Source organism: Rhodococcus sp. PD04 (genome assembly GCF_035918275.1).
Lineage (GTDB): Bacteria > Actinomycetota > Actinomycetes > Mycobacteriales > Mycobacteriaceae > Rhodococcus > Rhodococcus rhodochrous.
The window spans coordinates 4,569,443-4,590,041 of sequence record NZ_CP142143.1 but is presented as its reverse complement, the minus strand read 5'-3'; the positions used below and the strand labels follow the sequence as shown (position 1 = coordinate 4,590,041).

Genomic DNA, 20,599 nt, shown 5'->3' with positions numbered 1-20,599 from the left:
AATGGCCGTACAAAGTTTCCCGGGTCCGTGTGGCCCGTCCCCGACGAAGGGTGCCCCCGTGACCTACCTGAACGACGAAGAGACTTTTCTGGTCAAGACCGTCCGCGACTTCATCGATCGGGAGGTCAAGCCGTCGGTGCAGGAGGTCGAGCACGCCAACGAGTACCCCGAGAAGTGGATCGAGCAGATGAAGCAGATCGGCATCTACGGGCTCGCCGTGCCGGAAGAGTACGGCGGATCGCCGGTGTCGATGCCCTGCTACGTCCAGGTCACCGAGGAACTCGCCCGCGGATGGATGTCGCTGTCGGGTGCGATGGGCGGGCACACCGTCGTCGCCAAGCTGCTGACCCTGTTCGGCACCGAGGAGCAGAAGAGCAAGTACCTGCCCAGGCTGGCCACCGGTGAGATCCGCGCGACGATGGCGCTGACCGAGCCCGGCGGCGGCTCCGACCTGCAGGCGATGACGACGACCGCCAAGCGCGACGGCGACGAGCTGGTCATCAACGGTGCCAAGACGTGGATCACCAACGCGCGTCGCTCGGGGCTGATCGCGCTGCTGTGCAAGACCGATCCCACCGCGCAGCCGCGCCACAAGGGCATCTCGGTGGTGCTCGTCGAGCACGGCCCGGGCCTGACGGTCTCGCGCGACCTGCCCAAGCTGGGTTACAAGGGCGTCGAGTCGTGCGAACTGAGTTTCGACAACTACCGCATCTCCGCCGACGCGATCCTCGGCGGCGAGCCCGGCAAGGGCTTCGCCCACATGATGAAGGGACTCGAGACCGGTCGTCTGCAGGTCGCCTCCCGCGCCCTGGGTGTCGCGACCGCCGCGCTCGAGGATTCGCTCGCCTACGCGCAGCAGCGCGAGAGCTTCGGCCAGCCGATCTGGAAGCACCAGTCCGTCGGCAACTACCTGGCGGAGATGGCCACCAAGCTCACCGCCGCGCGGCAGCTGGCGCGCTACGCGGCGGAGAAGTACGACAGCGGTGAGCGCTGCGACATGGAGGCCGGCATGGCCAAGCTGTACTGCTCGGAGATCGCGATGGAGATCGCCCTGAACGCGGTGCGCATCCACGGCGGTTACGGCTACTCCACCGAGTACGACGTCGAGCGCTACTTCCGCGACGCGCCGCTGATGATCGTCGGCGAGGGCACCAACGAGATCCAGCGCAACGTCATCGCGAGCCAGCTCGTAGCACGCGGCGGACTGTGACGACCGGCCGCTAGGATCGGTCCGTCATGGACTACAAGGTGCGGGAAACGGAACCGGCCTACGCGCAACTCGCGCGCCAGCTCCGGGAGGCCGTCGAGGCGGGGCGGTACAGCGACGGCACGCGGCTGCCCACGGAGGCCGAACTCGCCGAGGAACACGGCGTGAGCCGGCAGACGGTGCGGCGCGCCTTCCAGGATCTCGTCGCCGACGGCATCGTCTACCGCGTTCCCGGCCGCGGCACGTTCGCGAACGAGTCGGGCCGGCGTTACCGGCGTCAGCTCGGCTCGATCGAGGATCTGCTCGCGTTGTCGGCCGACACGGTCATGCAGATCGTCTCGCCGCTGCGACGCGGAGTCGACATCGACGCCGCGAGCCGGCTGCGCCTCGACACCGACGTGCTGTACACGGCGGTCTTCAAGCGTCTGCACGACGGAATCCCGTTCGTGCTCACCACCGTTCACCTTCCGGAATCCGTCGCCGCCCACGTGCTCGACGCGCCGGAACTTCAAGCGGGTGCGTCGAGCCGCAACACGATGATCGGACTGCTCGAACCGCATCTCGACAGCCCGATCGTCGAGGCCGCGCAATCCATCACGGTCGCGCTCGCCACCGAACAGGTGGCGACCGAACTGAATTGCGAAGTGGGACATCCCCTGCTGCGCGTCGACCGGTTGTACTCGAACGACGACGGCGTGCCCACCGAGTTGTCGGTGAGTTACTTTCTGCCCGAGCACTACACCTATCGCGTCACCCTCAGGCGAGCCGGTCTCTGACCGTCGCCGCACATCGACAGGAGCAACAATGCGGGTTTTCAACGGAATCGACGAGGTCGAGAAGGCCGTCGGCGAGCACCTCGGCCACAGCGACTGGCTCGAGATCGACCAGAAGCGGATCGACCTGTTCGCCGAGGCCACCGGCGACCACCAGTGGATCCACGTCGACCCCGAGCGCGCGAAGGACGGCCCGTACGGCAAGACCATCGCCCACGGCTACCTGACCCTGTCGCTGCTGCCGGTGCTCGGCACCCAGATCTTCTCCCTCGAGGGCCTGAAGATGAAGGTCAATTACGGCAGCAACAAGGTTCGCTACCCCGCGCCGGTCCCCGTCGGCTCGCGGATCCGCGCCGGCGCGGAGTTCAAGTCGCTCGAGCGCACGGCGAAGGGCGCGAACCTCGTCGTCGGATACACCATCGAGATCGAGGGCGGAGAGCGTCCGGCACTGGTCGCCGAGACGGTCGTCGTTCTCGTCCCCTGATCGTCAGGAGATCTCGATCCGGAGGATGCGATCGTCGTCGCCGGCCGGGCTGCCGCGACCGTCCCGGTTGGATGTCGTCAGCCACAGTGAGCCGTCCGGTGCGGCGACGACGGTCCGCAACCTTCCGTACTCGCCGACGAAGAAGTCGGTCGCGGTGGCTGCAGTGCCCTGAACGTCAGTGTCCTGGACATCGGTGTCCTGGACGTCGATGCGCCACAATCGTTCTCCACGAAGAGTCGCCATCCACAGGCTGCCCTCGAACCACGCCAGGCCCGACGGCGACGCCTGCGAGACCGGCCAGGTGAGCACCGGGTCGACGAATTCGTCGGACCCGCCGGCGCCTTCGACCACGGGCCAGCCGTAGTTCGCACCGGCCGTCACGAGATTCAGCTCGTCGACGTCGTTCTGTCCGAACTCCGACGCCCACAACCGTCCCCGGTCGTCGAATGCGAGTCCTTGTACGTTGCGGTGACCGAGCGAGTACACCGGCGACGCCGGATCGGGATTGCCGGGCGCGGGTTCGCCGTCGCCCGTGATGCGAAGGATCTTGCCGCCGAGTGAATTCGGGTCCTGGGCAAGTTCGCGTCGGCCCGCCTCGCCGGTCGCGACGTACAGCATCCCGTCGGGACCGAAGATCATCCGCCCGCCGTCGTGGATCCGCCCGGCCGGGATACCGTCGAGGATCACCTCCGGTTCGGCGAGCGTGGTGCCGTCGAAAACGGCTCGGAGTACCCGGTTGTCGCTGCCGGTTGTCACGTACAGGTACACGAAGCGGTCGGTGTCGAAGGTCGGCGACACCGCGATCCCCAGCAGTCCCGATTCGCCCTGCGCGAGGGTCTCGCCGACGCGACCGACCTCGCGGACCTCGCCGTCGGTGATCTCGACGATCCGGCCGGTGTTGCGCTCGGTCACCAGTGCAGAACCACCGGGAAGAAAAGCAACTCCCCACGGAGTGTCGAGACCGGACGCGACGATGCCGGTCACGCGCGGAGTGGCCGTCTCGGACGCCGAGTGCTCGACGATGGTACGGCTCACCCCGGCGGGACCCTCGTCGACGGACGGACTCGACGGGGACGCACATGCCCCGAGGTACACAGCTGTTGCTGCGGCGGCCAAGCCGACGAGAAGTGTCCGCGACATGGGTCGATCCTCTCTTACCGAGGTCCGTTCCGTCGGCGAATTCCCGGCGTTCGGAGTCAGGACGAGAACGCGAGCCGGACCTGGGTCCTGCCGAGCACCCGCCGGTCGTCGACGGATACGGTGATATCGATCCGTGCGATGCGCTCCGCCTCGTCGCGGCGGGCGACCCTCGCAGACACCGACAGGACGGCACCGTGCATCGGGTCGACCACAACGGGTCGCGTGAACCGTGTCTCGTAGGAGACGACCACGGTGGGATCGCCGAGCCGTTCCGTGAGGGTCTGCAGGGCGAGGGCTGCGGTGAGCATTCCCTGGCAGAGCACGCCGGGGAGCCCTTCGCCGGCCGCGACGACCTCGTCGTAGTGGATCGGGTTGAAGTCGCCCGAGGCACCGGCGTAGCGGACCAGATCGTTGCGGGTCACCGTCAGTTCGGTCTTCGCGATGATCGCACCGACCTCGAGTTCGTCGAATCGTAGTGCGGTGCCGAGTGTCATGCGTCGTCTCCTCGGTGAAGCAGTGTCGAAGTGACCACCGCGACCAGATCGTCCGTGTCGTCCCGGATCTCGCAGATCGTGGACAGGATGTGGTTGCCGGCGCGTTCGGTGACCTTCGTGATGGTGAGCGTCGCGGTCAGGTCGTCGCCGGCCACGATCGGGCGCCGGTGCTCGACCTTCTCCGACCCGTGCACCACCCGTTGCAGCTCGAGACCGGTACCCGGCGTCTCCAGAAGTTGTGTCACCGACGGACTCTGGACGACGGTGGTGAAGGTCGTAGGAGCCACGACATCAGGGAAGCCGGCGGCCCGGGCTGCCTCCGGATCGAGGTGGATCGGATGCGTCGATCGGACGGCGCGGGCGAATTCCCGGATCTTCTCCCGGCCGACGAGATAGGACGTCGGCGGAAAGATGCGTCCGGCAAGGTCGGGGTTCAGCGGCATCAACGCAGCGTAGCGGCGCGCGGGGAGGATCGGTGTCGTGTTCGTGACCTACACGCCGAATTCGAGGTGATCGTGTGGGGACCGTCTCGGGATCACGTGTTACACCCTCTTGCCGCGACCTTCCATCGCTCGACTACCGCGTCGCCGGAGACCGTGATCAACTCGTCCGCGAGGTTCACGGCGTTGCACACATGGTTGGGGATCACTCGCACCCTGTCGCCGAGCCGCGGGCGCGTCGACGCCTCCGGCCACTGCACCGTCGCGTGGTGCTCCGACAGCGCGGTGATGCGTGCGTCCGGTTCTCCGAGGATGCGCCCGTACCCCGTGGCCCACGCGGCCCGGTCGGCGCCGAGCACCTTGGAACCGGCATCGAGCACGACCACCTCGTCGCGAGCGGAAACGACGGTCGCCAGGGCGGTCAGCGCGATATCGGATTCGCTCACCGCGCCGAGTTCGAGTTGCTGCGCATCACCGAAGACGTACACGCCGGGACGCAGTTCGGTTGCAACCGTGGGCACGTCGAGAAGTGCCGTGGGGGAGGAGCCCCCACTGATCACGGTCGGCTCGATCCCCACTGCTCGTAGCGATGCCGCTGCTGCCGCCAGTGCGTCGGCTTCCTCCCGTGCTGCGCTGTCCGGCGCGTCGGGTGCGTACGAGTGGCCGGGGAAGGTGAAGACGCCGCGCACGTCGAGGCCCGCCTCGCGTGCCGTCGACGCCACGGTTCCGGCCTGCTCGGGCAACACGCCGGTGCGGTGGTGCCCGCTGTCGATCTCGATGAGCACCCCGATCGCGGTGCCGGCGTGCTCGACGAGTTGCCGGGCTCCGGTCGCGGAATCGATCCCGACCGTCAGGCGCACCCGGTCGGCCAGCGCGCGCAGCCGTGCACCGCGGGCAGCGTCGACCCACAGCGGGTACGCGACGAACAGGTCGTCGAAACCCTCGTCGGCGAAGACTTCGGCTTCGGAGACGGTCGCGACCGTCAGTCCCCGGGCTCCCGCACCGAGCTGGCGTCGTCCGATCTCGGAGCACTTGTGCGTCTTCGCGTGGGGTCGCAGCGACAGGCCTCGTGAGGCGGCGGACTGCGCCATCCGCGCGATGTTGCGGTCGAGGATGTCGCGGTCGACGAGCAGTGCCGGGGTGGTGTCGAGGTCCATGGCCGAACCGTAGACCGTCGGGACCGGGAATTTAGAGAGTGCGCGACCTCTTTCTCGTGTTACCCTCGCGCCATGAGTGGTGTAGATCACAATAATGGGGATTTCGACGTCATCGTCCGAGGTGGTCTCTGGTTCGACGGGACGGGCGCACCCGGCGTCGTCCGCAACCTCGGCATCCGCGACGGAGTCGTCGTCACCGCGACCTCCGACGACCTTCCCACCGGTCCGAACACCGAGGTCGTCGACGCGCACGGCCGCTGGGTGATGCCCGGCTTCGTCGACACCCACACCCACTACGACGCCGAAGTGCTCGTGGGTCCGGGTCTGTCCGAGTCGGTGCGGCACGGCGTCACGACCGTGCTCATGGGCAACTGCTCGATCTCGACGGTCTTCGTGCCGCCGGTCGACGCTGCCGACCTGTTCAGTCGCGTCGAAGCACTCCCGCGCGAGCACGTCCTCTCGGCCCTCGAGAAGTCCGAGACCTGGAACACGCCCCGCGAGTACATCGAGGCGCTGAACAAGCTTCCGCTCGGCCCGAACGTGACGGCCTTCGTGGGACATTCGGACGTCCGCGCGTCGGTGATGGGGCTCGGGCGCTCCACCGAGTCGGCGAACCGCCCGACCCGGGTCGAACTCGCCGAGATCGACGCGCGCGTCGAGGACGCCCTCGACGCGGGCTTCCTCGGCGTGTCGACGATGACGAACCCGTGGGACAAGATGGACGGCGACCGCTATCGCTCGCGCACCCTGCCGTCCACCCACGCGTCGTGGTCGGAATTCCGCCGCCTGCACAAGATCTTGCGCCGGCGCGGTCGTACCCTGCAGGCAGTGCCGAACCTCAACACCAAGTACGACGTCGCGTTCTTCGCCCTCGCCAGCACGGGCATCGGGCGCAAGCCGATGAAGGCGTCGGTGCTCGCAGCGGCCGACACGAAGGCCGAACGGTGGGTCAACCGCATCTTCGGTCCGATCGCATTTGCGGCCAACCGGATCGGCAAGGGTGCCTTCCGCTGGCAACATCTGCCCACGACCTTCGAGGTGTACTCCGACGGCATCGACCTCGTCGTCTTCGAGGAGTTCGGATCGGGCCGTGCCGCACTGCATCTGCAGGACGAACTCGTCCGCAACGACCTGTTGCGCGATGAGGCCTACCGCCGCTGGTTCCGGCAGGACTTCGAGAAGAAGTTCTCGCCGCGCGTGTGGCACCGCGACTTCGACGACACTCGGATCGTCGAATGCCCCGACGCCTCGCTCGTCGGCCGGTCGATCGGTGACGTCGCGCGCGAGAGGAAGCTGCATCCTGTCGACACCTTCCTCGACCTCGTCGTCGAGTACGGCCGGAAGTTCCGGTGGCACACCGTGATCGCCAACGACCGAAGCAAGGTCGCCGACCGGCTCATCCGCACGCCCGGCGTCACCGTCGGGTTCTCGGATGCCGGCGCCCACCTGCGGAACATGGCCTTCTACAACTTCGCGATCTGCCTGCTCCGCCGCGTCCACGACGCCGAGAAGGCGGGCAGGCCGTTCCTCACGCTGCCCGAAGCCGTCCACAAGCTCACCGGCGAACTCGGCGACTTCTACGGAATCGATGCCGGCCACCTGCGGGTGGGTGACCGCGCCGACTTCGTCGTCGTCGATCCTGCCGGGCTGAACGCCGACGTCGATGCCTATCACGAGTCGCCGCTCGAGGAGTTCGGCGGAATCCGCCGCATGGTCAACCGCAACGACCGCGCGGTGACGGCGACGGCGGTCGCCGGCCGGGTGGTCTTCCGCGACGGCGAGTTCGTGTCCGGTTACGGACGCACCGTCGGCACCGGCCGGTTCCTGCGCGCCGGGGTGGAGGAGCGCGGACCCGCGCCGATGCGCGTCCCGGCGGGTGAGCCCGTCGCGTGAGTGCACCCGCAGTACGTCGTACCCAGCAGGAGCGCAGGGAGGAGACGATCGGTCGCATCCTCGACGCGACCATCACTGCCCTCGCCGAGCTCGGCTACACCGCGACCACGATCGGTGAGGTGTGCCGGCGCTCGGGGGTGTCGTCGGGTGGGGTGTTCCGGCACTTCCCCACGCGACTCGACCTGATGATCGCGGCGGCCGACGCCGTCCGGGAACGCCAGTTCGCGAATTTCGAAGCGGGTCTCGCGGCGCTCGGTGACGAGCACGCGGACATCTCCGAGTCGCTGCGGGTGTGCCTCGAGCTGCTGCGCACCGCCTGCCGGGCCCCGATGAACGCAGCCTGGTACGAACTGCTCGGCGCGGCGCGCACCGACCCGGCGTTGCGGGAGCATCTGACGCCGATGGCCGAGCGCTACCACGCCCAGATCGTCGATTTCGGCAGGTCGCTGCCTGTCGCGGCACGGTTCCCGGCCGACGTCTTCGACACCCTCCTGCTGTCGCTCGTGCACATGTTCGATGGCGAAGCGCTGGCGTCGACGGTGCATCCGCAGCCGGAATTCGAGGTGCGACGGATCGAACTGATGGCCCGGATGTTGGCGCTCGTCACATCTGACATAAGTTCGAATAATGAGCAATAACGGATCTGCTCCTCAGTGGTTCGTCGACGCCCTGGCCACACCCGTCGAGACCGGGAAGGTCGAGGCAGCCGGTGCGACCATCGCCTACCGGGCGTGGGGCGAATCCGGTCTGCCGGGCATCGTGCTGGTCCACGGCGGCATGGCCCATTCGGGGTGGTGGGACCACATCGGCCCGCAGCTCGCCGCCGGACGTCGCGTCGTCGCGCTCGACCTGAGCGGTCACGGCGACAGCGACCACCGCGAGCACTACACCCTGGAAGCGTGGTCCGCGGAGGTCGTCGCTGCGGCCCGCGCCGGCGGCATCAGCGGTCCACCGGTCCTCATCGGTCACAGCATGGGCGGGATCGTCTCGTTCGCCGCCTCGCATCTCCACGGCGACGAACTCGCCGGTGTGGTGATCATCGATTCGCCGATCCGCGACATGACGCCCGAGGAACTCGAGATGCGCGCGAAAGCCGTCGCGAACGCCGGACCGCCGAAGGTGTACGCCGCGGCGGAGGACGCCGTCGCCCGATTCCGCCTCGTGCCGCCGCAGGACGACGCCGAACCCTACGTGCTCGAGCACATCGCCCGCGGATCGCTGAAGCAGGTCGACGGCGGCTGGTCGTGGAAATTCGACAATCTCCGCATGGGACGTGAGGGGCGCCGTAGCCTCGAGGCGATGAGTCCGGGATGCGCCGTCGCCTACTTCCGCTGCGAACGCGGCATCATCGACGACGCGCTCTACGGGCGGATGGTCGACAATCTGGGTCCTGATGCGTTGTTGATCGATCTCCCGGCCTCGGGCCACCATCCGATGATCGATCAGCCGCTGGCCGTCGTCGCCGCAGCCCGGACGCTGCTGGCAGCCTGGGGGAGATGACCGCATGAATCCGCTCCGACCGGTCGCCGTCCGTATCGGAGCGTTGCCGTGGTTGCCGCGGTATTCACAGCCGATCATCGCGGTGGACAAGACCATCCAACGGGTCACGCGCGGCAAGGTCACGCTGCTCGCGATCGCGGGACTGCCCTCGCTCGTGCTCACCGTGAAGGGCCGCAAGACCGGGGTGCCGCGGTCCACACCGCTGCTGTGTGTGCCGCACGACGGGGGATGGCTCGTGGTGGGGTCGAACTGGGGACACCCGAAAGCCCCGTCCTGGGCGATCAACCTGCGCGCGGCCGACCGGGCGCAGGTGCTGTACGACGGGCACGAGTACGCGGTGTCGGTGCGGATCGCGGAGGGCGACGAACGCGAGCGGCTGTGGCAGGTGCTGCTGCAGACGTGGCCGAACTACGCGCTGTACGCGAAGCGCACCGACCGGGTGCTCCCCGTCTTCGTACTGACGCCGCTCGAGTCCTGATCGCAGGTCAGAGCGGGCGGTCGGCTTCCTCGACGCTCACCGGTCTGCGCCGTTCGCGCAGCAGGTGCCGCGCCGCCCAGTCGAGCCAGAACCCGAGGAAACCGATCACGACGATCACGGCCATGACCTGGTCGTAGGCGAGCTGGTCGCGGGCGTTGAGGATCTGGTAGCCGAGACCGGACCGCACGCCGAGCATCTCGGCGGGGACGAGCACGACCCACGCGATACCGAGACCGACCCGCAGACCGGTCTGTACCTGCGCGCGGATGGCCGGCAGGACGACGGTGGTGAGCAGTTCGAGTCGCGTCGCACCGAACGAGCGGGCCACCATCAGATAGCCCTGGTCGATGCCGTGCACACCGGCCGCCGTGTTGATGACGATCGGCCAGATCGCGGCGGCGGCGATGAGGAAGAAGACCGGCTGGTGGCCGATGCCGAACAGCGCCACGGCGATCGGCGCCCACGACAGCGGCGAGATCATCCGCAGGAACTGCATGATGGGCATCGTCGCGCGCTCGACCAACGGGTTGAGTCCGATCAGCAACCCGAGCGGGATGCCGAGCGTCGCGGCGATCAGCAGACCCACCAGCAACCGCCACAGGCTCGCGAGGGTGTCGGGCAGCAGGACGCCGCGTGCGAACAGGTCGATGATCGCCGGGAAGACGTACTGCGGGGCGAAGTCCCGCACGAGCGAATCCGGCGCGACGAGCACTGTCGTCACCAGCCACCACAAGGCGATCGCGATGACGATGGCGACGGCCTGGGGGACGAGGGGCAGCTGCCGGACGGTGCGGGCCGTCTCCGGCGCCGTGCTGGTCGGGGCGCTCACGAAGGATCGACCTCCTCTGTGCGGGTGAGATCGGCGGGAAGGCCGAAGGCATCGGTGCCGTCGACGCGGGTGAGGGACGTGCGGACGAACCGGTCGTCGACGAGGTCGTCGTGCACCGTCGCAGGGTCGAGGCGCGAGAGGAACCGCGTGTCGCCGTCGACGACGGTGTCGTGCATCGCCTCGATCAGTGCCGCGGTGAAGGTCGGGAAGGGGAACGGCTGGTATCCGATGCGTTGCGGCTGCCACTGCGGGTGCACCGTGCCGGCCTCTCGGTCGGGATAGGTGAGGGCCTTCGTGATCGCGGGCAACGGTTGCGGAAGGTATCCGGCGGACAACATCGCGGCCGCGGCCTGACGGTCGGCGCCGATCTGCAACTGGGCGGAGACCACCGAGTCGGTGAGGGACTGTACGGCGACGGGGTCGCGTTCGATCAGGTCCTCGTGCACGAGCAGGGCGCAGCACGCGTGGTCGCGCCAGATGTCGCCGAGGAAGCGGTGGATCCGCCCCACCCCGCGGACCTCCGCGGCGGCGTTGAACGGATCGGCGACGGTGAACGCGGCGATCGAGCCGTTCGCCAGGGCCGGGATCATGTCGGACGGTCCCATGACGACAAGGCCCACGGTACGGGCGGACTTCGACGGCGCCTCCCGCACGACCGGTGTCAGTCCGTGCGCCCGCAACAGCTGTTGCAGAGCGATGTTGTGGATCGACCACCAGAACGGGATCGCCACCGTCCGACCTGCGAGATCGCTCAGGTCGGTGATGTGCGGGGCGACCGTCAGCGCCGAGCCGTTGGTGTGGTTCCAGCCGAGGATCCGCACGGAACTACCCAGGCTGTACCGCAACTGGACCGCCATGGGCATGAGCAGATGCACGACGTCGACGCGCCGGCTGATGAAGGCCTCGGCGAGCGACGCCCAACTGCGGAAGAGCACCGGCTTCGCGGAATCGACGACGCCGGAGGGATACAGGCTCGACCCGTGCGCGACGAGCAGCGGCGCGGCGTCGGTGATCGGCAGGTAGCCGATGCGCAGTTGCCCCGTGCGATTGGCGCGGTCGGTGGTCGCGGTGCGCGCGAGGTCGATCGTGCCGGCGATACCCCCGGCTGCCGCGAGGCCGAGCGCACCGCGCATGAGGGTGCGACGGCTGAACAGGCCCGGATCGGTCATGTCGCGGACAGCGACGAATCGCGGTAGTGCGCCAGGATGGCCGGACGCAGCGCGTCGCGGTCGAGCGCAGACATGCCGCCGAGCGTCCATTCCTGCTGCACCACACCCGAACTTCCGAACAGGGCGATGCGGTCGGCGAGTTCGAGCGCCTCGTCGATGTCGTGGGTGACGAGGACCGTCGTGAAACCGAGATCGCGCGCGAGTTCGCCGAGCCACGACCGCAGATCGGATCGGGTGGCCGGGTCGAGGGCGCTGAACGGTTCGTCGAGCAGCAGCAGTCGCGGACGCACCGCGACGGCGCGGATGACGGCGATGCGCTGGGCCTGACCACCGGACAGCTGGTCGGGGTAGTAGCCGGCGAGCGCGGAGAGGCCGAAACGCTCGAGGAGCGAATCGGCGTAGGCGGTGTCGAACCGTTCGCGGTGCGCGGCGAACCGTCCACCGAAGGCGATGTTCTCGCGCACGGTGAGCCACGGCATCAGGAAGGGCTGCTGGAAGACCATCCCGGTGTGCGGACGGTTGTCGCCCTCGGTGTCGGGCCACTCGACGGAACCGCGATCGAGGTGATCGAGACCCGCGACGATCCGCAGCAGCGTCGACTTGCCGCTACCGCTGCTGCCGAGCACGACGAGGAACTCGCCGGTCGCGATATCCAGATCCACCCCCTGGAGGACCGGGCTACGGCGACCGGCGAAACTCTTGTATCCGTTCGCTATTCGTACTGCGACAGTTCCCACCGAAGCTGTCCTTCCGACGGCGATTGAATGGGCAGGAAGGCCGCCTCACGGAATCGGCGGTTGGTGGCGCTGGCCGTCGCGTATCCGGCACCGCCGCGCAGTGTCGCCTCGAGGCGGGTCGCGGCGACGGCGACGACCGAACCGTCGAGGCGCAGACGGATGAACTCCGCAGGAGCGATCGAGGTGGGATCGGTGGCGAAGCGGTACAGCCGTTCGCGCAGCGACTCGTACTGCGCCGAAAGCTCTTCGTACTCACCGGTGAACTGCTCGCCCAGTCCGTGCAGACGGCCGGCGGCCTCGGTGAGCGATGCGCGTGCGATGCCGACGCAGAACGAGGTCTGCAGCATCATGAAGGTGGGCCGGATCGAACCGCAGAAGTTCGCGAGATCCTCGGTGAGGATGTGCGACTGCGGAATCCGCACCCCGTCGAACTTCAGTGAGGTCGACGACGTGGCGCCGAGCGCGAGCAGTTCGGGTGAATCCGCGATGGTGATGCCCTCGGCATCGGCGCGGACGACGGCGACGAGGCGATCACCGTCGGCGGTGCGGGCCGGGAAGACGATCACCGAGTCGGGAAAGACGTTGGACGCCCAGTGGATCGGACCGGTGACGGTGATGTCGTCGTCGGTCCGATCGGCAACGAGGGGGAGTTCGCCGAGACCGGCGAGATGCTTGAGGGCCGCGGCCATGGCGGTGACGCCGATCGTGCGGCCGGACGCGAGGTCGTCCCGGTAACGATCGCGCAGGAACTGCGGTGCGCGATCGATGTATTCGAGCGCCATGCGCTGCGCCCACAGCGAGAAGCCGACGGTGAGCGATTCGGCGGCGACCTCGTCGATGACCGCGACCATCTCGGAGAGACACTCCCCGCTCAGCCCCTTGCGGAGCAGGCCGAGCTCGCCCGTGCGGGCGATGTCGGTGCGGATATCGGTTTCTCCGCGATCGAGAGCAGCTGCGCGATCGCGTACGAATTCTGCGATCGCCACGCGCTGTTCCTCGCTCGTCCGGTCAATGGCCGCGGTCATCGGATGCTTATCCTTCGAGGGAGTGGAGACGGTCGATGGGCGTGCTGACGACCTCGCGGGCGCGCACGACGGCTGCCTCGTCGGGGGCGTTGTAGAAGCACAGGCACTTGTCCATGTCCTCGCGGACATAGGTGCGCAGGAAGCTCACCTCGGGGACGTCGGCGTACTTCGGCGAATTCGCCTTCTTGCGCGCGAGGTAGGTTTCCATGTCGATCGTGTCGGGGATGTCCCACTCGACGAGGTAACCGGCCTCGGGGCGGGTGGCCTTGATCTGGTCGAGCTCGGCGCCGACGAGACGGACCTCGTTCGGGCCGACGATCTCGGCGACATCGAGGGAGGCCGATTCGAGCTGGGCGGGACGGCAGGCGTCGAACTCGGCGATCGCGAAGACGCGCGTGCCACCGGTGGTGACCTGCGATTCGATCAGTTCGCCGCCGGCGGCGACGACAGCATCGTCGAAGGCCTTGATGGCAGCTTCGGCCTGGCCCTCGGTGGGGACGAGTTCGTAGAGATACAGCGACATGGGGTCACCTTCCGGGAAAGCGGGTTGGAACTGTGACCGGTCCGGGCGCGACGGGGCGCCGTTTCGTCTTCGGACGGGGCGACTACGGCATGCGGCGCACGCAGACGAGGCCGGTCAGAGAGAGGAGCGACAACACGCAGCAGTCGACACCCGCACGAGATCCACGTGCAGGCGGCGAGTCAGAAGGCTGTGTGTCACGTGCTCCACCGTACTGTGAATAGAACGGTCTGTCTATCGCGCCCTGTCCGTTACTCTGGGCACGTGCGTACGTTCGTCGAGAGTGAATCAACCGGCACTCCGAAGGGCACGGCCGGTCCGAAGGGGAAAGCCGAGCGATCGCCGTCCAAGCCCTCACCCGCCACACGTCTGCTCGACACCGCGAGCACGCTCTTCGCCGAGCACGGTATCCGTGCAGTGGGCATCGACCGCATCCTCGCCGAGGCCGGCGTCGCCCGCGCGAGCCTCTACTCGTCGTACGGGTCGAAGGATGCACTGGTGCTCGCCTATCTGGAGGACCTCGACCAGCGCGACCGGCAGCGGTGGCACGCCGCGGTCGAACCGCTCGACGATCCGATCGCGAAGATCCTCACCTTCTTCGATCTCGCGATGCAGTCGGCGCCGCAGAAGAACTTCCGCGGATGCCAGTACGCCAATGCTGCGACCGAGTTCCCTCAGGAACCTCTCGAACCGGTACTCGCGCACCGGGAATGGCTGAAGACGACGCTCGTCGAACTGCTCGACCTCGCCGGGGTGTCCGAACCCGAGGCCGTGGCCCGGCGCGTGCAGCTGATCTACGACGGTGCCCTGTCCGGCAGCAAGTTCGAGCACTCGGTGGAGCCGATCCGGTTCGGTAGGGACATGGCCCGGGACGTGATCGGGTCGCACCTGTAGTCCGGCGCGGTCGTCGAAAACGACTTCGACAGCGTTTCCGGCGGTCACGGACGGCCGGGCGGAAAATATCCCCGTCGTCGAGTGACAGGAAACTCCGGTGCGCGTGTGCGCGGCCGGTGCACAATTGGGTCACCGCGACGTGCTCGACCGGACGACAGGAATTCGCGTCATGACCGGACGCTCCCACATGCGCCTGACCCCTTCCACGTCCGGGATCCAGTACGCCGGATGGACTCCGGGACCGCCTGCGATGCACGGTCTCGGGCAACGCATGCTTCCGGACCGGCAGATCCCCGTCGACGACGGTGTGACCCTGCACGCCGACGTCTACCTGCCGGAGCGGGAGGGTCGATATCCGGCCGTGGTCTCGTTCGCCGCGTACTCCACGGAGTACCACACCGCCGGAATCCCGACCGGATCGAACGAGATCGGATCCCCACCGGTATTCACCGACCGCGGTTACGCGCCCGTCGTCGTGGAACGTCGCGGTATGGGCCGTTCCACCGGTGAACAGGTCACCTTCTTCGACCCACAGGACATCGACGACCATGCGAAGGTCATCGAGTGGGCAGCCGAACAGCCTTGGTGCAACGGTGAAGTCGTGTTGTTCGGAACGTCCTACTACGGGATGACACAGCCCGCCGTCGCGATCCGCCGGCCCCCGGCCCTGAATGCCTTCTTCGCCAACGAGATCTGCACCGACCTCTACCGTCACCTGCTCTATTTCGGTGGGGTGCCGGGGCTGTACTTCATGAACATCTGGATGGGTGCGAACTTCACCGAGAACAACTACGACACCCGGATGTCGCCCGACACCCGAGCCCTGATCAGTCATCTCACCAACGGACCGCTGCACGGGGTGGTCGAGAAGGTGGTGCACGAACAGGTCGACCGGATGTTCCGCAAGTTCATGTCGGCGACACCGGTCGAGAAGGTCCGGGAGATCTACGCCGGTTGGATGTTCGATGCCAAGACCCGCGATCACGATTCCGTCCCGGACAGTCCGGCGGGTCGACTCGGGGAGATCGAGGTGCCGTTCGTCGTCGTGCAGAACCTGAGTTACTTCAACCTGCACCAGTTCGGAAGCTACGACCTGTTCGAGAACGCCTCCACACCCGAGGACAGCAAGTGGTTGATCCTCGCTCCTCCCGCCTACGATCTGCCCGTCTATTCGTGGCAGGAGGAAGCGCTCGCCTTCTTCGACCACGTCCTGCGCGGCACCGACAACGGCTACGACGGGCAGGCACCGGTGCGGTACTGGATCGAAGGCGCCGACCGGTTCGGCGCCGCCGACGCCTTTCCACCGCGCGAAGCAGCGCCGTTGCGGCTCCACCTCGGCTCGGGTGGTGAGGATTCCGCCATCCACCGACTCTCCCGCGATGTGACGGAGGCCGGATCGAACACGTGGGTGGCGGTGCCCATCGGTGTGCCCGTGCTCGGTGGCCTCGACGACGTTGCCGTCCAGACGCTGACCTTCGAGCTGACGATCGAGACCGAGATGCAGCTCACCGGAGCGATCACCGCCCATCTGTCGTTCGGCTGCAACGAGATCGACTCCTATGTCGTCGCCCGGTTGTCCCGGGTGGACGGTGCCGGCCGTCGTCACCAGCTGTCGATGGGGGCGATCCGGCCCGCGGCGAGAACGATCGAGGCCGAACACTGCACCGGCGCCGAAGTCGCCATCGATTCCGGAATCCGCACGCCCCTGATACCGAACGAACCCGTCGACCTGCACTTCTCCCTCACCCCGGCGCCGACCCGCCTGCTCCCGGGCGACACCCTCCGCTTCGATATCGGCAGCCGCACAGATCTTCTGCGTTCCAGCCCCTCCGAGGGGTGGGTACATTTCGATCTTCCTGTCCCGCCCTATCTCAGCCGGAACACCGTGCATTTCGGTGGGGCGAGCTGGATCGAGGTCGACCGGATCTGACTCACGGAACGGGTGTCGGCGTCAGTTCGTTGCCCGGCCCGACCGCATCGCAATCGCTTCCGTCCGCGAGGCCGGCGAAACGTTCCGTCAGGAACTGCGCCGCCTGGGCCTGGAACGGGAAGAAGGCGTCGGCGTGGTTCCGTCCGGCGTACTCGTCGTAGGACACGGCCACACCGCGATCGCAGTATTCGCGGGCGAGCCCCTCCACATCGTCGGCGATCATGACCGAATCCCCGGTGCCGTCGACATTGCCGACGGCGAGCAGGACAGGAACGGCAGGTGTGCCTGCACTTCCCATGATGTTGTCGTCGATCGCGGCGACCACCTCGGGAACGTCGAGCAGTGACGTGTAGGGCGCACGGACCATCTCCGCGTCGGTCAGACCGGGGTAGTCGGAGGCGAAGTTACCGATGCAGTTCGACTCGACCTGCCCGACGACCTGCCGGCCGCGATCGGACAGGAAGGTGTCGGGATCGAAGCCGTAGGCGCGCTGATACGCGACGATCAGTGCCGGGATCACACCGGCCCAGTGGGCGCTGCCGCTGACATAAGGGAGGTTGTGGGCGAGGTCGACCGGCAGGCCACCGGCCGCCGCGCCGACGAGGTTCAACTCCGGTGCGTATCGGGGCGCGAGCTCGGCACCCCACTGCGTCGGCACCGATCCGCCGGAATACCCGATCATCCCCACCGGCGTGGACGCCGGGAGCGACAGTACGGCCTCGGCGGCCCGGATCCCGTCCAGCGCAGCATGGGCGGATTGCCGTCCCACAGTCCAGGCGAGGTCCTCTCCCTCGTAGTCGGGCACCACCACGCTGTACCCGGCGGCGAGGTAGCCGGTGATCACGCCCTGTTCGAGGAGTGCGGCGCGGCTCGATCCGTGTCCGGTGAGCGTGTACGAGGGGTCGCATTCGGTACCGAGACCGTCGTAGGCGGTGTGGAAGGACAACAGTTTCGCCGGACCGGGCAGCAGGGGACGGATCACCGTGGCGACCGTGACGGTGGGTGCGCCCTGCTGGTCGGTGGTCCGGTACAGCACCTGCGTGGTGGTGATCGGTGTCGGAAGATCCGGCGCTGCGTACGGCATCTCCCGCGTCCGCAGCACCGTACCCGGAGCGACATCGTCGAGTGCTCCGTCGAAGGTGTAGGACGGGTCCGCCGACGGCAGCGGGATCTGTTGTACCGGTTGTGCAGCGGTGGTGCCCGTTGCAGCGACGGCACCGGCGAGCACGAGCGCTGCGACCATCACGAGACGACGGGGGAGACGGACGGTGGTGCGACGTGCCATGACGTGGGTCCCTCGTTCGGTCGACCGATCGGCGGATGAGCGGGCTGCCGCTCGTGGGACGCGACACCTAGCCGGCAGGCGTACTCCGCGGTGCCTTCGGGGCGGAGGTGGACGTGCTCGCCGGCCGCGGCACGAGAGCGCGGAAACACACGCTGGCCAGGACGAAGGTGCCGAGCGTCCCCAGCACCGCGGCCACACCCGTGGAACCGGGGCGGTCGTCGATCGTGTAGTCGGCCAGCGCGCTGTCGGCGAGTCGGTGTTCCTCGACGTCCCGGGCCATGCAGTCGCCCGTGAGATCCTCGGCGAACGAGTCGATCTCACAGCCCCGCGTGGTGGCCACCTCGAGAGCGCCGGGGGTGTCGACGGCGAGCGGCGCGACGATCCCCGCGACCACGAGCGAGGTGAACGCCAAACCGATGAACAGCGTCCCGCGAGCGCGCGGACGCGGAGGCGGGGGCGGAGACGTGGTCGCGTCGAGAGGATTGACCGGCAGTCGCGTGAGTTGGACGGACTCCGGCGAGACCCGCGCGACGGCGAGCACGACGGCGGCCGTCACCACACCCTCGACCAGCCCGACGGGAATGTGCGTCGCGTAGAGGAATCCGATGTTCGACACCGGCACCGCAAAGGTGCCGCCGAGGGCGTACTCGACGACGAAACCCGTCACGGCGGCGAGGACCGAGACGAATCCGGCGACGAACGAGACCAGGCCGAGCATGACGAACCGCCGCACACCGTGGTGTTCGCACAGTGCGCGCAGTGCCGTCGCGGTGAGGAAACCGGCGGCGATGGCGACGAGCACCATATTGGTGACGTTGGCACCCAGCGCCGACAGGCCGCCGTCGGCGAAGACGAAGGCCTGCACCACGAGGACGATCGTCAATGCGACCGCACCCACGAACGGGCCGAGCAGGATCGCCGCGAGCGCGCCGCCCACGACATGGCCGCTGACATCAGGCAGCACCGGAACGTCGACCACCTGCAGGGCGAACAACAGGGCGCAGACCGCCGCCGCCGTGGGCACCGACCTCTTGTTCAGGTCGCTGCGTGCGTACCAGGCGGCGATGCTGACCCCGATCACGGCGATGACGAAGAACCACGCGGATGCGCGGTCGGCGATCAGGCCGTCGCCCATGTGCAGGGCGAGGACGTCCGTGCCGGCAAACCCACTCGAATCGACCATCTCCGATGTCCCTCTCGCCGACGGAGTGCTCTGCGGCGAAGGCTAGTACCGGCACGCTGTACGTGGAGCGTTTTCGGATGCCCAGTGGGACGAAAGGCCGGGACGGAATCGACACCTGTTCTATGTTCGGTGCATGTACGAGTGGTCCGACACAGACCTCATGTTCCGCGACGCACTTCGCGGATTCATCGAGAAGGAAATCCGTCCGCACGTCGACAGTCTCGAGTCGGGAGAATTGCCGCCGTACGACATCATCCGGAAGTTGTACGCGACTTTCGGCATCGACGAGATGGCCCGCGAGTCGCTCGAACGTGCCCTCGCGAAAGAGGAACGCGGAGAGAAGCCTTCGGGGTCGTCCGGGGGTACCGGCGGTTCTCCGGGGATGGCGGCGTTGCTCAACATCGAGATCGCCGGGGTGAGTCTCGGACTCATCGCCTCGCTGGGCGTCAGCCTGGGCCTGACGGCGGGCACGATCCGCAGCCGCGGCACTCTCGCGCAGAAGAAGCGGTGGCTGCCCGAGCTGGTGACCTTCGAGAAGGTCGGTGCGTGGGCGATCACCGAGCCCGATTCGGGTTCCGATGCGTTCGGCGGGATGAAGACGACGGTGCGCCGCGACGGGGAGGACTACATCCTCAACGGCCAGAAGACCTTCATCACCAACGGTCCGTACGCCGACGTGATCATCGTGTACGCGAAGCTCGACGAAGGCGATCCCTCGGTGGATCGCCGCGACCGCAAGGTGCTCGCATTCGTGCTGGACAAGGGCATGGAGGGGCTCACCCAGAGCCCGCCCTTCAAGAAGATGGGCATGAACTCCTCGCCGACGGGTGAGTTGTTCTTCGACAATGTGCGCCTGACCCGCGACCGGCTGCTGGGGGAGACCGAGGAAGGCGGTCGCAGCGACGGCAAGGACAGCGCGCGCGAGTCCTTCGCCACCGAACGTATCGGCATCGCCTATCTGGCTCTGGGCATCATCGAGCAGTGCCTGAAGCTGTGCACCGAGTACGCGAAGTCGCGGAAGCTCTGGGGCAAGGAGATCGCGCAGTTCCAGTTGATCCAGCTCAAGCTCGCCGAGATGGAGATCGCGCGGGTGAACGTCCGCAACATGGTCTTCAGCGCGATCGAGCGCGCGCAGGCAGGGAAACCGGTGAGCCTGTCGGAGGCATCGGCGATGAAGTTGTACTCGTCGCGGGCGGCGACGGAGGTGGCGATGGAGGCCGTGCAGCTGTTCGGGGGAAACGGATACATGGCCGAATATCGCGTCGAACAACTCGCGCGCGATGCGAAATCGCTGATGATCTACGCCGGTAGTAACGAAATTCAAGTAACACATATCGCGAAGGGATTGCTCGCCCAGTAAGCCCTGCATACGGCCGCTCGATATTCGCAAATAGGACAATTCCCGGAGGGGATGACAATTCCCCTGCTGTGTCGACTATTGTTCGCCATGAGAAAAGTTAT

General features: G+C 67.4%; 22 protein-coding genes. 10 read left to right on the top strand and 12 right to left on the bottom strand.

What is annotated here, in order from left to right:
* Positions 1-58: 58 nt before the first annotated feature.
* From U9J23_RS20830 to U9J23_RS20820, 3 genes are read left to right on the top strand one after another with little or no spacing between them, the layout of a single operon-like run.
* Complete coding sequence (locus U9J23_RS20830; protein ID WP_059383737.1) at positions 59-1,210, top strand: acyl-CoA dehydrogenase family protein; 1,152 nt, start codon at positions 59-61, stop codon at positions 1,208-1,210.
* A gap of 26 nt (positions 1,211-1,236) precedes the next feature.
* Positions 1,237-1,983: a GntR family transcriptional regulator gene (locus U9J23_RS20825; protein ID WP_016694498.1), complete on the top strand. Its 747-nt coding sequence runs from the start codon at positions 1,237-1,239 to the stop codon at positions 1,981-1,983.
* A 28-nt stretch (positions 1,984-2,011) separates the two neighbouring features.
* Entirely contained in the window at positions 2,012-2,464 is a 453-nt protein-coding gene (locus U9J23_RS20820; protein ID WP_016694499.1) for a MaoC family dehydratase, read from the top strand.
* A gap of 3 nt (positions 2,465-2,467) precedes the next feature.
* On the opposite strand, the gene U9J23_RS20815 is transcribed toward U9J23_RS20820, so the two are convergent.
* From U9J23_RS20815 to U9J23_RS20800, 4 genes are all read right to left on the bottom strand, one after another.
* Positions 2,468-3,604 (bottom strand): PQQ-dependent sugar dehydrogenase, encoded by a 1,137-nt coding sequence (locus tag U9J23_RS20815; RefSeq protein WP_059383738.1) that lies wholly within the window; start codon positions 3,602-3,604, stop codon positions 2,468-2,470.
* A gap of 56 nt (positions 3,605-3,660) precedes the next feature.
* On the bottom strand, positions 3,661-4,098 hold the full coding sequence (locus U9J23_RS20810) for a MaoC/PaaZ C-terminal domain-containing protein (protein WP_059383739.1): 438 nt from the start codon (positions 4,096-4,098) through the stop codon (positions 3,661-3,663).
* The gene (locus U9J23_RS20805; protein ID WP_272268020.1) at positions 4,095-4,541 is read right to left on the bottom strand and encodes an FAS1-like dehydratase domain-containing protein; all 447 of its coding nucleotides are present in this window, start codon (positions 4,539-4,541) and stop codon (positions 4,095-4,097) included. Before U9J23_RS20805 ends, U9J23_RS20810 begins: the two co-directional genes overlap by 4 nt.
* Positions 4,542-4,633: 92 nt before the next feature.
* Positions 4,634-5,695, bottom strand: a complete 1,062-nt coding sequence (locus U9J23_RS20800; RefSeq protein WP_059383741.1) for an alanine racemase — start codon at positions 5,693-5,695, stop codon at positions 4,634-4,636.
* A 72-nt stretch (positions 5,696-5,767) separates the two neighbouring features.
* Here U9J23_RS20800 and U9J23_RS20795 point away from each other — a divergent pair, with 72 nt between their 5' ends.
* The 4 genes from U9J23_RS20795 to U9J23_RS20780 are packed head-to-tail and all read left to right on the top strand — an operon-like array spanning position 5,768 to position 9,566.
* Positions 5,768-7,588 carry an N-acyl-D-amino-acid deacylase family protein gene (locus tag U9J23_RS20795; RefSeq protein WP_326600197.1) on the top strand — a complete coding sequence of 607 codons (1,821 nt, stop codon included), beginning with the start codon at positions 5,768-5,770 and terminating at the stop codon, positions 7,586-7,588.
* The gene (locus U9J23_RS20790) at positions 7,585-8,226 is read left to right on the top strand and encodes a TetR/AcrR family transcriptional regulator (RefSeq protein ID WP_059383743.1); all 642 of its coding nucleotides are present in this window, start codon (positions 7,585-7,587) and stop codon (positions 8,224-8,226) included. The genes U9J23_RS20795 and U9J23_RS20790 overlap by 4 nt, the downstream gene beginning before the upstream one ends.
* Entirely contained in the window at positions 8,216-9,088 is an 873-nt protein-coding gene (locus U9J23_RS20785) for an alpha/beta fold hydrolase (protein ID WP_059383744.1), read from the top strand. The genes U9J23_RS20790 and U9J23_RS20785 overlap by 11 nt, the downstream gene beginning before the upstream one ends.
* Positions 9,089-9,092: 4 nt before the next feature.
* A complete protein-coding gene (locus U9J23_RS20780; protein ID WP_059383745.1) occupies positions 9,093-9,566 on the top strand; it encodes a nitroreductase family deazaflavin-dependent oxidoreductase in 474 nt (157 codons plus the stop codon).
* Between the two features lie 7 nt (positions 9,567-9,573).
* Here the strand turns inward: U9J23_RS20780 and U9J23_RS20775 are convergent, their stop codons facing one another.
* From U9J23_RS20775 to U9J23_RS27775, 6 genes are all read right to left on the bottom strand, one after another.
* Entirely contained in the window at positions 9,574-10,344 is a 771-nt protein-coding gene (locus U9J23_RS20775) for an ABC transporter permease (RefSeq protein WP_228525861.1), read from the bottom strand.
* A 47-nt stretch (positions 10,345-10,391) separates the two neighbouring features.
* Entirely contained in the window at positions 10,392-11,564 is a 1,173-nt protein-coding gene (locus U9J23_RS20770) for an ABC transporter substrate-binding protein (protein ID WP_059383747.1), read from the bottom strand.
* Positions 11,561-12,301, bottom strand: coding sequence for an ABC transporter ATP-binding protein (locus U9J23_RS20765; protein ID WP_059383748.1), 741 nt, complete (start codon positions 12,299-12,301; stop codon positions 11,561-11,563). Before U9J23_RS20765 ends, U9J23_RS20770 begins: the two co-directional genes overlap by 4 nt.
* Entirely contained in the window at positions 12,277-13,326 is a 1,050-nt protein-coding gene (locus U9J23_RS20760; protein WP_272268025.1) for an acyl-CoA dehydrogenase family protein, read from the bottom strand. Before U9J23_RS20760 ends, U9J23_RS20765 begins: the two co-directional genes overlap by 25 nt.
* 7 nt (positions 13,327-13,333) lie before the next feature.
* Positions 13,334-13,849 (bottom strand): DUF4242 domain-containing protein, encoded by a 516-nt coding sequence (locus tag U9J23_RS20755; protein ID WP_016694511.1) that lies wholly within the window; start codon positions 13,847-13,849, stop codon positions 13,334-13,336.
* Between the two features lie 114 nt (positions 13,850-13,963).
* The gene (locus tag U9J23_RS27775; protein WP_367880875.1) at positions 13,964-14,014 is read right to left on the bottom strand and encodes a hypothetical protein; all 51 of its coding nucleotides are present in this window, start codon (positions 14,012-14,014) and stop codon (positions 13,964-13,966) included.
* 96 nt (positions 14,015-14,110) lie between these two features.
* Between U9J23_RS27775 and U9J23_RS20750 the strand changes: the two genes are divergently transcribed.
* Together U9J23_RS20750 and U9J23_RS20745 are read left to right on the top strand one after the other, a co-directional pair.
* Positions 14,111-14,740: a TetR/AcrR family transcriptional regulator gene (locus U9J23_RS20750; RefSeq protein WP_442802257.1), complete on the top strand. Its 630-nt coding sequence runs from the start codon at positions 14,111-14,113 to the stop codon at positions 14,738-14,740.
* 169 nt (positions 14,741-14,909) lie between these two features.
* A complete protein-coding gene (locus tag U9J23_RS20745) occupies positions 14,910-16,670 on the top strand; it encodes a CocE/NonD family hydrolase (protein ID WP_272268029.1) in 1,761 nt (586 codons plus the stop codon).
* A 1-nt stretch (position 16,671) separates the two neighbouring features.
* On the opposite strand, the gene U9J23_RS20740 is transcribed toward U9J23_RS20745, so the two are convergent.
* Positions 16,672-17,955, bottom strand: a complete 1,284-nt coding sequence (locus U9J23_RS20740; protein ID WP_326600184.1) for a lipase family protein — start codon at positions 17,953-17,955, stop codon at positions 16,672-16,674.
* 67 nt (positions 17,956-18,022) lie between these two features.
* Positions 18,023-19,138 carry an energy-coupling factor ABC transporter permease gene (locus tag U9J23_RS20735; protein WP_059383753.1) on the bottom strand — a complete coding sequence of 372 codons (1,116 nt, stop codon included), beginning with the start codon at positions 19,136-19,138 and terminating at the stop codon, positions 18,023-18,025.
* Between the two features lie 133 nt (positions 19,139-19,271).
* On the opposite strand from U9J23_RS20735, the gene U9J23_RS20730 reads away from it, so the two are divergent.
* Positions 19,272-20,498 (top strand): acyl-CoA dehydrogenase family protein, encoded by a 1,227-nt coding sequence (locus U9J23_RS20730; RefSeq protein WP_059383754.1) that lies wholly within the window; start codon positions 19,272-19,274, stop codon positions 20,496-20,498.
* The last annotated feature ends 101 nt before the right edge of the window (positions 20,499-20,599 follow it).